The sequence below is a fragment of the Mizugakiibacter sp. genome (genome assembly GCF_039680435.1).
Lineage (GTDB): Bacteria > Pseudomonadota > Gammaproteobacteria > Xanthomonadales > Rhodanobacteraceae > Mizugakiibacter.
The window spans coordinates 1-11,773 of sequence record NZ_JBDKSX010000035.1 but is presented as its reverse complement, the minus strand read 5'-3'; the positions used below and the strand labels follow the sequence as shown (position 1 = coordinate 11,773).

Below are 11,773 nucleotides of genomic sequence, written 5' to 3'. Positions count from 1 at the left end.
CCTCGACGCGTTGGCGCGCCTGCTGCTGGCGCGCGGCGCCGACCCGAACGCGCGCGACCGCGCCGGGCGCACGCCGCTGCACGCCGCGCTGGCGCGCGCCGACGCGCTGCTGCTGGTGCGCGCGCTGGTCGCCGCCGGCGCCGACCCGGAAGCCGCCGCGGCCACCGGCGAGACCGTGCTCGGCCTCGCCCTGGCGCGCGGCGACGCCGCGCTGGAGCGCTGGCTGCGCTGGCCGCTGTGGACGCTGCCCGGGCGCGCGCTGCGCGCGGACGACCTGCCCGCCGCGGCCGCCTGCGGCGACGCCGAGGCGGCCGGCAAGCTGCTCGAACTCGGTTTCGCGGTCGACACCCGCGACGCCAAGGGCGCCAGCGCGCTGATCCGCGCCTGCGGCGGCGGCCACGCCGAAGCCGCGCGCCGGCTGCTCGACGCCGGCGCCGACGCCACCCTGCAGGCGCACACCGGCGCCACCGCGCTGTCCGCCTGCGCCGGCGCGCGCCACGCCGCGTTGCTGAAGACGCTGCTGGCGCGCGGTGCGCCGGTCGACCAGCGCCTGCCGGGCGAAGTGACCGCGCTGATGATCGGCGGCGCGCTCGGCCATCCCGATGTCGTCGAGGCGCTGCTGGACGGCGGCGCCGACATCCGCGCGGTCGATGCGCGCGGCCGCGGCGCGCTGCACGCCGCCGCGCAGTTCTGCTTCGACAGTCGCGACAGCCTGCGCTGCCGGCGCCTGCTGGACGCGCTGCTGGCGCGCGGCGCCGAGGTCAACCGCGCCGACGCGCAAGGCCTGACGCCGCTGCTGCTGCTGCTCGGCGCGCACGCGAAGTACGACGTCCCCTGCGACCCCACCCATCTCGGCGCGCTGGTGCCGGTGCTGCTGGACGCCGGCGCGCACCTCGACCACGCCGACGGCCGCGGCGTCGCCGCCCTGCACGCCTGCGCGATCCACGCGCTGCTGGCGCCGGCGCGCCTGCTGCTGGCGCGCGGCGCGGATCGCAGCGCGCTCGACGGGCTGGGGCGCACCGCCGCCGACGTCGCGCGCCTGCTCGGCTACGCCGATCTTGCCGTCGAGCTGGGCGAGCGCAGCGTGCCCAGCGTGCGCCAGACCCTGCGCCAGCCGGCGCAGTCCGCCGATTAGTCCAGCAGCGCGCTGTCCGGACTCGACTTCCCCTCGCCCGCGGGCGGCATCGGCTCGCGCGCGTCCGCCTCGAACAGCTGTTCGAGGTCCAGCAGCGCCTCGTGCGCGGTCTGCACCAGCGCGGCATCGTCGTCGTAGACGAGGTACTGCTTGTGCAGCAACTCCTCGTCGTGGCGGCGGAACGCATCGACGTGCGCGGCCGCCGTTTCCGGCGCCAGGCCCAGGCCCTCGAGCGTCTTGCGCGCCATCTTCAGGCTGGAGTGGAAGGTCTCGCGCACCACGCTGCCGGCGTTGAGGTCCATCAGCCGCCAGGCGTGCTGGCGGTTGCGCGCACGGGCGACGATCTTGAGGTGCGGGTACATCCGTCGCACCACGCGCGCGGTGCGGATGTTCGCCTCCGGATCGTCGGTGGCGAGCACGAAGATCTCGGCCTTGTCGGCCTGCGCCGCGCGCAGCAGCTCCGGCCGCGCCGGGTCGCCGAAGAACACCGTGCTGCCGAAACGCCGGGAGAACTCAACCTGCTCGATCGAGTTCTCCAGCGCGGTGAACGGGATGCGGTGCGCGCGCAGCACGCGCGCGACGATCTGCCCCATCCGCCCGAAGCCGGCGATGATCACCCGCGGCGTCTCGGCCTCGATGCGGTCGAATGCGCGCTCGGGCGCGTGCGGCGCGTTGCCGAGCGCGCGCGCCACGGCGATCACCAGCAGCGGGGTCAACGCCATCGACAGCGTGATCACCAGCACCAGCAGGTCGTGGTGCGCCGAATTCAGCAGCCGGCTGTCATGCGCCAACTGGAACACCACGAAGGCGAATTCGCCGCCGCCGGCCAGCAGCGCGGCCACGCGCAGCGCGCCGGCGCCATCCAGCCCGCCGGCCAGGCGGCCGAGGCCGGCCAGCAGCGGCGCCTTCAGCGCCAGCAGCAGCAGCACCAGCACGGCCACCTGCAGCGGCAGCTTCAGCAGCAGCGACAGGTCCACCGACATGCCGACGCTGATGAAGAACAGGCCGAGCAGCAGGCCCTTGAACGGCTCGATCTGGGCTTCCAGGTCGTGGCGGTATTCGGAGTCCGCCAGCAGCAGGCCGGCGAGGAACGCGCCCAGCGCCATCGACACTCCGACCAGTTCCATCAGCCAGGCCGTGCCGATCACCACCAGCAGCGCGGTCGCGGTGGACACCTCGAGGATGCGCGTGCGCGCGACCGCGCGGAACAGCGGCCGCAGCAGGTAGCGACCGCCGACCACCACCACGGCGATCACGCCGACCACGCGCAGCGCGCCGGCCAGGTCGGGGCCGTCGGGCTGTTCCAGCGGCCGGCCGAGCAGCGGGATCAGTGCGATCAGCGGGATCGCGGCCAGATCCTGGAACAGCAGGATCGCGAATCCGAGGCGGCCGTGCGCCGAGTTCAGCTCCTTGCGCTCGGCGAGGATCTGCAGGCCGAACGCGGTCGAGGACAGCGCCAGCCCGGCGCCGATCACCGCCGCGGCGTGCGTCCTGACGCCGAAGCCGAAATGCGCGACCGCGCCGATCACCAGCGTGGTCAGCAACACCTGCGCCAGGCCGACGCCGAACACCGCGCGGCGCATCACCCACAGCCGCTGCGGCGACAGCTCCAGGCCGATCACGAACAGCAGCAGCACCACGCCCAGTTCGGAGATGCGCGCGACGTTGTCCGGGTTGTGCACCAGCTTGAGCCCGAACGGGCCGATCACGACGCCGGCGAGCAGGTAACCGAACACCGCGCCGAGATGAAAGCGCCTCGCCAGCGGCACGGCCACCACCGTCGCCAGCAGGAAGATCACCGCGTACTGCAGGAAACCTTGCGTGTCCACGTGACGCGCTCCGCGAGATACGCGGCGATTATGGCAGTAGCGTCGAGAAGCGGGAGGCGGGAATTGCGGCGCGTGTCGTCGTTGCCGCGACAGGCGCCGGCCCCTCGCGGGGCCGCGCTACGCCGACTTCAGCCAGCGCGCCGCGTCCAGCGCGAAGTAGGTGAGGATCGCGTCGGCGCCGGCGCGCTTGATGCCGACCAGCGCTTCCAGCGCGCAGGCGCGCTCGTCGATCCAGCCGTTCGCGCCGGCCGCCTTCAGCATCGCGTACTCGCCGCTGACCTGGTAGACGAAGGTCGGCGCGCCGAAGCGCTCCTTCACGCGGCGCACGATGTCGAGGTACGGCAGGCCCGGCTTGACCATCACCGCGTCGGCGCCCTCGGCGAGATCGAGCTCGACCTCGCGCAGCGCCTCGTCGCCGTTGGCCGGGTCCATCTGGTAGGTGTGCTTGCCGCCCTTGCCGAGGCTGGCCGCGGAGCCGACCGCATCGCGGAACGGGCCGTAGAAGCTCGACGCGTACTTCGCCGAGTAGGCGAGGATGCGCGTGTGGATCAGCCCGGCTCCCTCGAGCGCCTCGCGGATCGCGCCGATGCGGCCGTCCATCATGTCCGACGGCGCGACGAAATCGGCGCCGGCCTCGGCCTGCACCAGCGCCTGGCGCACCAGCGCCGCGGTGGTTTCGTCGTTGAGCACGTAGCCGGAGGCGTCGACCAGGCCGTCCTGGCCGTGCGTGGTGTAGGGATCGAGCGCGACGTCGGTGATCACGCCCAGCTCCGGCAGATGCCGCTTCAGCGCGCGCACCGCGCGCTGCGCCAGGCCGTCCGGATTCCACGCCTCGCGCGCGTCCTCGCTCTTCGCCGACGCGTCGGGCACGGGGAACAGCGCCAGCGCCGGCACGCCGAGGCGCAGCGCTTCCTCGCCGACCTTCAGCAGCGCGTCGATCGCGAGGCGCTCGACGCCCGGCATCGATGCGACCGGCTCGCGCACGCCCTGCCCCTCGCGCACGAACACCGGCAGGATCAGGTCGGCGGGGGTGAGCACGGTCTCGCGCATCAGCGCGCGCGAAAAAGCGTCGCGGCGCATGCGCCGCATCCGGATCGCGGGAAAGCCCATGGTCGGAGCCTGGTTGCCCTAAACGGCCATTGTAGCGGCCACGCGCGTCGGCGCGGCCGTGCCGATCGCCCCGGCCGCGGGCGGGCGCGCCGCCCGCGCCGCGCCTCGCGGCGGCCGCCACCGCGAGAACGCCGTCACGAACCGCGCCGCGGCACGAACCATGCTTCGGGAATGTGAGCGCGGTCGCGGACGGCCGGTGCCGGTTGCGGCTTGATGGGCACCAGGCAATTCCGTTAAATTGTGATTAAGGCAGACTGTTTTATACAGGGGACGCAAGACCTTCGGCCTTTTTGATGGCCTTGCGTCGAGCTTGAAACGATAAGCTGCTGATCGAGAATAACTATGCTGCCCCCGATCGCCGTATTGAGCTTGCTGGGCCTGGCCTTGCTGCTGGCCGCGGCCTCGATCAAGCGCATCCCCGAAGGTCAGGTCTACACGCTGCGCCGGCTCGGCCGGCCGACGCGCATGCTGACCTCGGGCACGCACATGGTGCTGCCGCTGGTCGAACGGGTGGCGCACAAGATCAGCCTGACCGGCCATGCGCTGCAGCTCGACGAGCGCGTCGCGCTGGCCGGCGACGGCGCGCCGACCGCGCTGCGCGGCAAGGTCTACTGGCAGGTGCTGGAACCGGACCGCGCCGACGCGGTGATCGAGCGCGCCGACGAGCTGATCCGCACGCGCACGCTGAACGCGCTGCGCGAGGCCGAGAATCCCGTCGCCGAGGACGGACGCGCGCGCAACGTTCGCCTCAAGCAGGCCTTGAACGCTTCGCTGCGCGAACGCGGCGTGCTGGTCACGCGCGTGGAACTCGACCTCGCCGCCTGAGCGGTCACGCGCCGCCGCATCGCCGAAGGCCCGCCGCGCGCGGGCCTTCGCTTTTCCGGCGCACTGGATTCCGCGCGGCGCGGCCGGGATACTTGGCGGTCCGTCGCGGCCGCCGCCGCACAGGGGGATACACGCGGCATGGCCGAGCGCGAGGCTTTGCGACACACGCTGGAAGACGGCATCGCCCGGCTGGGCCTGAGCCTGCCCGCGGACGCGGTCGCGCGGCTGCTCGCCTACCTCGCCCTGCTGGAACGCTGGAACGCCGCCTACAACCTCACCGCGGTGCGCGAACCCGGGGCGATGGTGACGCGCCACCTGCTGGATTCGCTGGCGGTGGCGCCGTACGTGCAGGGCGACACCCTGGCCGACCTCGGCAGCGGCCCCGGCCTGCCCGGCATCCCGCTGGCGATCGCCGCGCCGCAGCGCCGCGTCACGCTGATCGACGCCAACGGCAAGAAGGCGCGCTTCCTGCGCGCCGCGGTGCGCGAACTCAAGCTGGACAATGCCAGCGTGGTCGAGCGCCGCGTCGAGGACGTCGAGGGCAGCTTCGACTGCGTCACCGCGCGCGCCTTCGCCAGCCTCGCCGAGATGCTGGCCTGGGGCGGGCGGCTGCTGGCGCCGGGCGGCGTGTGGCTGGCGCTGAAGGGGCGCTACCCGGACGACGAGCTGGCCCAGGTGCCGGCCGGCTTCCGCGTCGAGGCGGTGCATCGCCTCGACGTGCCCGGACTGGACGCGGAACGCCACCTGGTGGCGATCCGCCGGGCCGCGGACTGACGCCGGATGCTACCCTTCGCATCCGCGCCGCGGCAGGCGGGCTCCATCGCCGCGGTTACCGAGGACAAGTTTCGCCACGCTGGCCGGTAATCCCATGACGCGCATCATCGCCATCGCCAACCAGAAGGGCGGGGTCGGCAAGACCACCACCGCCGTCAACCTCGCCGCGGCGCTGGCCGAGGCGCGGCGCAGGGTGCTGCTGGTCGACCTCGATCCGCAGGGCAACGCGACCATGGCCTCGGGCGTCGACAAGCGCGAGGTGCAGGCGACCGGCTGCGAGGTGCTGCTGGAAGAAGTGCCGATCGAGCGCGCGATCATGGCCACCGAGGCCGGCTTCGACCTGCTGCCCGGCAACCGCGACCTCACCGCGGCCGAGCTGAAGCTGATGGACGCGATCGCGCGCGAGGCGCGCCTGAAGGACCAGTTGGCCAAGCTCGGCGACCGCTACCACGCCATCCTGATCGACTGCCCGCCGTCGCTGCACCTGCTCACCCTGAACGCGCTGACCGCCGCGCACAGCGTGCTGATCCCGGTGCAGTGCGAATACTTCGCGCTGGAAGGCCTGACCGCGCTGCTCGACACCATCAAGGCGGTGCGCCAGCGGCTGAACCCGACGCTCGAGCTGGAGGGCCTGCTGCGCACCATGTACGACGTGCGCAACAACCTCGGCAACGACGTCTCCGCGCAGCTCACCAAGCACTTCGGCGACAAGGTGCTGCGCTCGATCATCCCGCGCAACGTGCGCCTGGCCGAGGCGCCGAGCCACGGCAAGCCGATCAACCTGTACGACCGCGAATCGCGCGGCGCGATCGCCTATCTCGGCCTCGCCGGCGAGATGATCCGCCGCGAGCGCATGGCCGGCGCGCCGCCGAGCAGCAGCGTCAACTGAGGGAAACACCGATGGCAGCGAAACGGCGCGGACTGGGCGCGCGCGACCTCGACGCCCTGCTGGGCGGGTCGCTGGACGAGGCGGCGGGCGCCGTCGCCGAATCGGGCGAGCTGCGCAGCCTGCCGGTCGCCGCGATCCAGCCCGGCAAGTACCAGCCGCGCCGCCACTTCGACGACGCGCGCATCGAGGAACTGGCCGCGTCGATCCGCGCGCAGGGCCTGATCCAGCCGGTGGTGGTGCGCGCGCTCGGCCGCGATCGCTACGAGCTGATCGCCGGCGAGCGCCGCTGGCGCGCGGCGCAGAAGGCCGGCCTCGCCGAGGTGCCGGCGGTCGTCAAGGACGTGCCCGAACAGGCCGTGCTGGCGATGGCGCTGATCGAGAACATCCAGCGCGAGGATCTCTCGCCGCTGGAGGAAGCGCAGGCCCTGCAGCGGCTGATCGACGAATTCGAGCTGACCCACCAGCAGGCCGCCGACGCGGTCGGCCGCTCGCGCGCGGCGGTGTCCAACCTGCTGCGCCTGCTCGAGCTGCCGGCGCCGATCCGCCAGTTGCTGGACGACTTCAAGCTGGAGATGGGCCACGCGCGCGCGCTGGCCACGCTGCCGGAGGCGCGCGCGGTCGCGCTGGCGCAGGAAGCGGCCGCCAAGGAGTGGTCGGTGCGCGAGCTGGAGGAAGCGGCGCGCCGCGCGCAGCCCGCGCCGAAGGGCAAGGCCAAGGCCGCCGCCGCCGCCCGCGACCCCAACATCGCCGCGCTGGAGCGCGAGCTGTCCGAGCGCCTCGCCGCCCGCGTGGCGATCGCCCACGGCCGCAACGGCCGCGGCAAGCTGACCATCCGCTACCACAGCCTGGACGAGCTGGAAGGCATCCTCGAACGGCTGCGCTGAGCGCGGCTGCGTCCGCTGCAACCGGCGCGTGTGCGCGCGCCGGTTCCCGGTTATCGTTCGCCGGCCGCCCGAGCCGTGAAAGCTCATGCCCCTGCGCCCGGTCACGTCTGCCGTGAGTCCGAAACAGCGACAGTTCGAAGCGCTGGCGCGCGCGCATGCGGGCGACCTGTTCCGTTTCGGCTACTGGCTGTGCGGCGACGAGGCGCTGGCGCAGGATCTCGTGCAGGAAACCCTGCTGCGCGCCTGGCGCGCGCTGGACAGCCTGCGCGACGGCATGGCGGCCAAGGCCTGGCTGCTGACCATCCTGCGCCGCGAGCACGCGCGCCTGTACGAGCGCAAGCGCTTCGACCTGACCGAAATCGACGAGAACCTGCCCGAGGACGCCGCCTGGGCCAGCCCCGAGCAGGCCGCCAGCGACACCGAGCTGCGCGACGCCATGCTGAAACTGCCGACCAAGTACCGCGAACCGCTGCTGCTGCAGGTGCTGGGCGGACTGACCTGCGAGGAGATCGCCGCCGAGCTGGGCGGCACGCCGGGCGCGGTGATGACCCAACTGTTCCGCGCACGGCAGAAGCTGCGCGAGCTGCTGCAATCCGGCAATCCGGGGGTGGCGCATGGAATGTCTTGAATTCCGCCGCCGCCTCGGCGCCGAACCGCACGCGCGCGACGCGGCCTTCCTCGCCCACCGCGACGCCTGCCTGCGCTGCGCCGAGGCGTGGCAGCGCGCGCAGCATTTCGAACGCCGCATCGAGGAGGCGCTGGCCGTCGCCGTGCCGGAAGGCCTGGCCGAGCGCGCTCTGCTGGCGCAGGCCACCGGCGTGCGCCGCGCGCGCCGGCACCGCGCGCTTTCCTTCGCCATGGCCGCATCGCTGCTGGTCGCGCTGGCCGCGGGTTTCGCCGGCCTGGCCTGGATGCGGCACGACCCGCTGCCGGCGCTGGCGGTGGCGCACATCGCCGAGGAGCCGCAGGCATTCGCCGCGACCGCGGCGATGCCGGCCGAGCGCGTGCGCGCCGGCTTCGCCGTGCGCGGGATCAACCTGCGCGAAGTGCCGGACGGCATCAGCTTCGTCAACGACTGCCGCGTCGGCCCCTACCACACCGTGCACATGGTGATGCGCACGGACACGGAGCCGGTGGTGGTGTTCTACGTCGCCAACCGCCGCACCCCGCACCTGCGCGAGTTCCGCCAGGGCGGCTGGCAGGGCCGCGAACTGCCGCTGGCCGGCGGCACCCTGCTGATGCTGGCCAGCGACGCACAGCCGTTCCCCGCGGTCGAGCACGCCTGGCGCGACGCGCTGGAAGGACCGGCCGAAGCCGCGCTGGGCAGCTACTAGGCGCGACGCTGCGAACGGCTGCCGCGACACGAGCGGCGCACAGCCGCGCCTCGCGCGGGTCGCTTTTCCCTCTCCCCCCGGGGAAGAGGGATGCGCGGGGGACGCACGCAGCGCGTACCTTGCACTCGTGGGCCAGCCGCCCTGCGGACGGCTCCTCGCCCGGCGGGAAGAGGGAAACCGGCAACACCGGCGCCGTACCCGCAACCATGCACGCGGCGGCGCGCGAACGACCGGCGATTCGGCGATAATGCCGCGTTCGCGCCTCCGGAATCCTGCGTCATGCCCGAGCTTTCCGTAGTCGTGCCCGTGTTCAACGAGCGCGACAACATCCCGCCGCTGCTCGCCGAGATCGCCGCCGCACTGCGCGGACGCGCCGACTTCGAGATCGTCTACGTCGACGATTGCAGCAAGGACGACAGCCTCGCCGTGCTGGCCGCCGAGCAGGCGAAATATCCCGAGCTGCGCGTGCTGCGCCACGCCACGCAGAGCGGGCAGAGCACGGCGGTGTGGAACGGCGTGCGCGCCGCCCGCGGCGCCTGGATCGCCACCCTCGACGGCGACGGCCAGAACGATCCGGCCGACATCCCCAGGCTGCTCGACGCGCGCGGCCGCGCCGCGCCCGAAGTGAAGCTGTTCGCCGGCTGGCGCACCACGCGCCGCGACACCTTCAACAAGCGCATTTCCTCGAAGGTCGCCAACGCGGTGCGCTCGCGCATGCTGCGCGACGCCACCCCGGACACCGGCTGCGGACTGAAGCTGTTCGAGCGCGAGACGTTCCTGCTGCTGCCCTACTTCGACCACATGCACCGCTACCTGCCGGCGCTGGTCAAGCGCGCCGGCTTCCGCAGCGAGAGCGTGCCGGTCAACCACCGCCCGCGCACGCGCGGCACCTCCAAGTACGGCATGCTGGACCGGCTGTGGGTCGGCCTCGCCGACCTGCGCGGCGTAGCCTGGCTGATGCGCCGCGCCAAGGTGACGCGCGTCGAGGAGCTGTGAGCGACGCGCGGTGCGACCGCCGATCGTCGCGGAGTCGGCGCAAGGCGGGCGTGGGGCGGGCGTGGGGCGGGCGTGGGGCGGGCTTCAGCCCACCGCCGCGACGACTCATCCTTCCGTCCGACGCCGTGGTGAATGCTGTGGTGGGCTGAAGCCCACCCGACGGGCCCGCCGCGGCCGATGCCATTCAAGGCATCGGCCAAGCGCATATCAGGTCTGGTGCGAGCAGCCTTCCCTGGGGCTCCGCCCGCTCGCCATCCATGGCTCGCCCGCAGTTGCCGCGGCCGATGCCATTCAAGGCATCGGCCAAGCGCGTCAACTGCGACCCTTGGCCATCGGCAGGTCGGCTTGCGCCCAGGCGGCGTTGCCGCCGCCCAGCGTGTGCACGCGCGCGAAGCCGGCCTTGACCAGGCGCCGCGCCGCCTTGCCGGCGGTGACGCCGGAGCGGCAGGTGACCACCACCGGCAGCTCCTTGGCCTTGGCGAGATCCTTGTGCTCGGGATCGAACTGGCTCACCGCCACGTGGCGCGCGCCGGGGATGTGGCCCTTCTCGTAATCGGCGAGGCTGGACAGGTCGATCACCAGCGCGTTGTCGCGGTTGATCAGTTGCGTCAGCGCGGCCGGCGTCAGCTCCCTGTAGCCGCGGAACAGGCGCCCGACCTCGGTGCCCAGCAGCGCCAGCAGCAGGCCGAAGAAGGCCGCGATCAACAGCGGGTGGTGGGCGGCGAACTCGGGCAGGCGTTGCAGGACGTCGGTCATCGGAAGGATCGCGGTCGCACGGAGCGGGGAGCCGCGATTATGCGGCAGGCCGCGCCCGTCGAGAAACGGTCCGCGGCGCTCAGTCGAGGCGGGTGATGTCCGGCAGCCCGGACTCCAGCCACCACTGTTTCTTCTTCTCGTCGTAGCGCCAGACCTGCGTGTCGATGACGCTGCGCTCGGACTGCGTGTTGTTGTTGATCAGGCCGATGCGCACCACCTGGCGCACCTCGTGCTCGCCCTGCGGCACGGTCGACTGCACGTCGTAGTCGCTGACCCGCACCTGCTGGTAGCGCGCGCGGTCGAGCTCGGTCAGCGGGTGCGCCTCGCGCTGCTTCGGGTCGACGAACGCGTAGGCCGCCTGGAAATCGCCCCAGCGCACCGTCGCGGCGTAGCTGTCCAGCACCTTCTGCAACTGGTCCTTCTCGCGATGGGTGGCGCAGCCGGCCAGCGCGAGCACGGCGGCGAGGGCGAAGCTGGTGGCGAAGCGCATGGCGATCTCCCGCGCGAAACGATGCGCGATTGTGCCGCAATTCAGCCGCGGCGTTTGGCGACGAAGCGCGCGACCAGCGTGGCCGCCGGCGCGCCGGCGTCGCCGGGCACGGTGCAGGCGACCCGCGTGCGCGCCTTGCCGCGCTCGGCCAGCGCGGCGAGGAACGCGTCCCACGACTCGCCCTCGGCGAGCGTCGCCACTGCCTCGAAGTCGTTCCACACCGGCGCCAGGTAGCGCACCTCGGAATCCTGCACGAACACGTCGCAATCGAAGCCGCGCGCCTGCAGCGCCAGCTCGATCAGGCCCCAGCCGGCCAGGGTCAGCAGCGAGGTCAGGCTGCCGCCGAACGCGCAGCCCTTGTCGTTGACGTTCGCCGCCAGCGGCGCGGCCAGCACCAGCGTGGCGCCGTCGTAGCGGGCGACGCGCAGGCCGAGCGCGCGGGTCGGCGGGATGCGTTCGAGCAGGAAGCGTTGCAGCGCGGCGGCGCGCGCGGCGTGGTCGGTCGCGGACATGGCGCGCGAGTCTGCCCAGCGCGGCGCGTGCGCACAAGTCGGGTACGATGCGCGGATGCCGCGTCCGACCACCATGCCGCTCGCCGGCGCCACCGTCGCGATCACGCGCCCCGCCGGCAGCGGCGGCGCGCTGGCGCGGCGCGTGCGCGCGCTCGGCGGCGCGCCGTTGCTGCTGCCGGGCCTGAGCCTGCGCGGCGCGGAGGACGCGGACGCGGCGCGGCGCGCGTTGCGCGACGCGC

Annotated in this window: 13 protein-coding genes and 1 pseudogene; 9 read left to right on the top strand and 5 right to left on the bottom strand. The window is 73.0% G+C overall.

Features of this window, described 5'->3' with window-relative positions; genetic code table 11:
• Positions 1–1,135: ankyrin repeat domain-containing protein (locus ABFC67_RS04045; protein WP_346736762.1), on the top strand; the 1,135-nt coding region annotated here is incomplete at its 5' end.
• Here the strand turns inward: ABFC67_RS04045 and ABFC67_RS04040 are convergent.
• Positions 1,132–2,964 (bottom strand): monovalent cation:proton antiporter-2 (CPA2) family protein, encoded by a 1,833-nt coding sequence (locus tag ABFC67_RS04040; protein WP_346736761.1) that lies wholly within the window; start codon positions 2,962–2,964, stop codon positions 1,132–1,134. The two genes, ABFC67_RS04045 and ABFC67_RS04040, sit on opposite strands and share 4 nt — an antisense overlap.
• A 117-nt stretch (positions 2,965–3,081) precedes the next feature.
• The gene (gene hemB / locus ABFC67_RS04035) at positions 3,082–4,074 is read right to left on the bottom strand and encodes a porphobilinogen synthase (RefSeq protein WP_346736760.1); all 993 of its coding nucleotides are present in this window, start codon (positions 4,072–4,074) and stop codon (positions 3,082–3,084) included.
• A gap of 342 nt (positions 4,075–4,416) precedes the next feature.
• On the opposite strand from hemB, the gene ABFC67_RS04030 reads away from it, so the two are divergent.
• The 7 genes from ABFC67_RS04030 (at position 4,417) to ABFC67_RS04000 (ending at position 9,776) form a co-directional block, all read left to right on the top strand.
• Positions 4,417–4,899: an SPFH domain-containing protein gene (locus tag ABFC67_RS04030; RefSeq protein ID WP_346736759.1), complete on the top strand. Its 483-nt coding sequence runs from the start codon at positions 4,417–4,419 to the stop codon at positions 4,897–4,899.
• A 138-nt stretch (positions 4,900–5,037) separates the two neighbouring features.
• Positions 5,038–5,673, top strand: a complete 636-nt coding sequence (gene rsmG, locus ABFC67_RS04025) for a 16S rRNA (guanine(527)-N(7))-methyltransferase RsmG (protein WP_346736758.1) — start codon at positions 5,038–5,040, stop codon at positions 5,671–5,673.
• Positions 5,674–5,767: 94 nt separating this feature from the next.
• Complete coding sequence (locus tag ABFC67_RS04020) at positions 5,768–6,562, top strand: AAA family ATPase (RefSeq protein ID WP_346736757.1); 795 nt, start codon at positions 5,768–5,770, stop codon at positions 6,560–6,562.
• Positions 6,563–6,573: 11 nt separating this feature from the next.
• Positions 6,574–7,446 carry a ParB/RepB/Spo0J family partition protein gene (locus tag ABFC67_RS04015; protein ID WP_346736756.1) on the top strand — a complete coding sequence of 291 codons (873 nt, stop codon included), beginning with the start codon at positions 6,574–6,576 and terminating at the stop codon, positions 7,444–7,446.
• Positions 7,447–7,531: 85 nt separating this feature from the next.
• Positions 7,532–8,074, top strand: coding sequence for a sigma-70 family RNA polymerase sigma factor (locus tag ABFC67_RS04010; protein WP_346736755.1), 543 nt, complete (start codon positions 7,532–7,534; stop codon positions 8,072–8,074).
• Entirely contained in the window at positions 8,061–8,780 is a 720-nt protein-coding gene (locus ABFC67_RS04005; RefSeq protein ID WP_346736754.1) for a DUF3379 family protein, read from the top strand. Before ABFC67_RS04010 ends, ABFC67_RS04005 begins: the two co-directional genes overlap by 14 nt.
• A gap of 279 nt (positions 8,781–9,059) precedes the next feature.
• Positions 9,060–9,776 (top strand): glycosyltransferase family 2 protein, encoded by a 717-nt coding sequence (locus ABFC67_RS04000; protein ID WP_346736753.1) that lies wholly within the window; start codon positions 9,060–9,062, stop codon positions 9,774–9,776.
• A 312-nt stretch (positions 9,777–10,088) separates the two neighbouring features.
• On the opposite strand, the gene ABFC67_RS03995 is transcribed toward ABFC67_RS04000, so the two are convergent.
• The 3 genes from ABFC67_RS03995 to ABFC67_RS03985 all read right to left on the bottom strand — a co-directional run bounded on the left by ABFC67_RS03995 (position 10,089) and on the right by ABFC67_RS03985 (position 11,534).
• The gene (locus tag ABFC67_RS03995; protein WP_346736752.1) at positions 10,089–10,532 is read right to left on the bottom strand and encodes a rhodanese-like domain-containing protein; all 444 of its coding nucleotides are present in this window, start codon (positions 10,530–10,532) and stop codon (positions 10,089–10,091) included.
• Positions 10,533–10,611: 79 nt separating this feature from the next.
• Entirely contained in the window at positions 10,612–11,022 is a 411-nt protein-coding gene (locus ABFC67_RS03990) for a hypothetical protein (RefSeq protein ID WP_346736751.1), read from the bottom strand.
• Positions 11,023–11,063: 41 nt separating this feature from the next.
• Positions 11,064–11,534 (bottom strand): YiiD C-terminal domain-containing protein, encoded by a 471-nt coding sequence (locus ABFC67_RS03985; RefSeq protein ID WP_346736750.1) that lies wholly within the window; start codon positions 11,532–11,534, stop codon positions 11,064–11,066.
• 55 nt (positions 11,535–11,589) lie between these two features.
• Here ABFC67_RS03985 and ABFC67_RS03980 point away from each other — a divergent pair.
• A pseudogene (locus ABFC67_RS03980) lies at positions 11,590–11,773 on the top strand (uroporphyrinogen-III synthase); the annotation flags it as partial.

Excerpts from the sequence above, each read along its gene's own strand:
- hemB (WP_346736760.1), bottom strand. The coding sequence starts at position 4,074 with ATGGGCTTTCCCGCGATCCGGATGCGGCGCATGCGCCGCGACGCTTTT.
- ABFC67_RS04030 (WP_346736759.1), top strand. The coding sequence starts at position 4,417 with ATGCTGCCCCCGATCGCCGTATTGAGCTTGCTGGGCCTGGCCTTGCTG.
- rsmG (WP_346736758.1), top strand. The coding sequence starts at position 5,038 with ATGGCCGAGCGCGAGGCTTTGCGACACACGCTGGAAGACGGCATCGCC.
- ABFC67_RS04020 (WP_346736757.1), top strand. The coding sequence starts at position 5,768 with ATGACGCGCATCATCGCCATCGCCAACCAGAAGGGCGGGGTCGGCAAG.
- ABFC67_RS04015 (WP_346736756.1), top strand. The coding sequence starts at position 6,574 with ATGGCAGCGAAACGGCGCGGACTGGGCGCGCGCGACCTCGACGCCCTG.
- ABFC67_RS04010 (WP_346736755.1), top strand. The coding sequence starts at position 7,532 with ATGCCCCTGCGCCCGGTCACGTCTGCCGTGAGTCCGAAACAGCGACAG.
- ABFC67_RS04005 (WP_346736754.1), top strand. The coding sequence starts at position 8,061 with ATGGAATGTCTTGAATTCCGCCGCCGCCTCGGCGCCGAACCGCACGCG.
- ABFC67_RS04000 (WP_346736753.1), top strand. The coding sequence starts at position 9,060 with ATGCCCGAGCTTTCCGTAGTCGTGCCCGTGTTCAACGAGCGCGACAAC.
- ABFC67_RS03995 (WP_346736752.1), bottom strand. The coding sequence starts at position 10,532 with ATGACCGACGTCCTGCAACGCCTGCCCGAGTTCGCCGCCCACCACCCG.
- ABFC67_RS03990 (WP_346736751.1), bottom strand. The coding sequence starts at position 11,022 with ATGCGCTTCGCCACCAGCTTCGCCCTCGCCGCCGTGCTCGCGCTGGCC.
- ABFC67_RS03985 (WP_346736750.1), bottom strand. The coding sequence starts at position 11,534 with ATGTCCGCGACCGACCACGCCGCGCGCGCCGCCGCGCTGCAACGCTTC.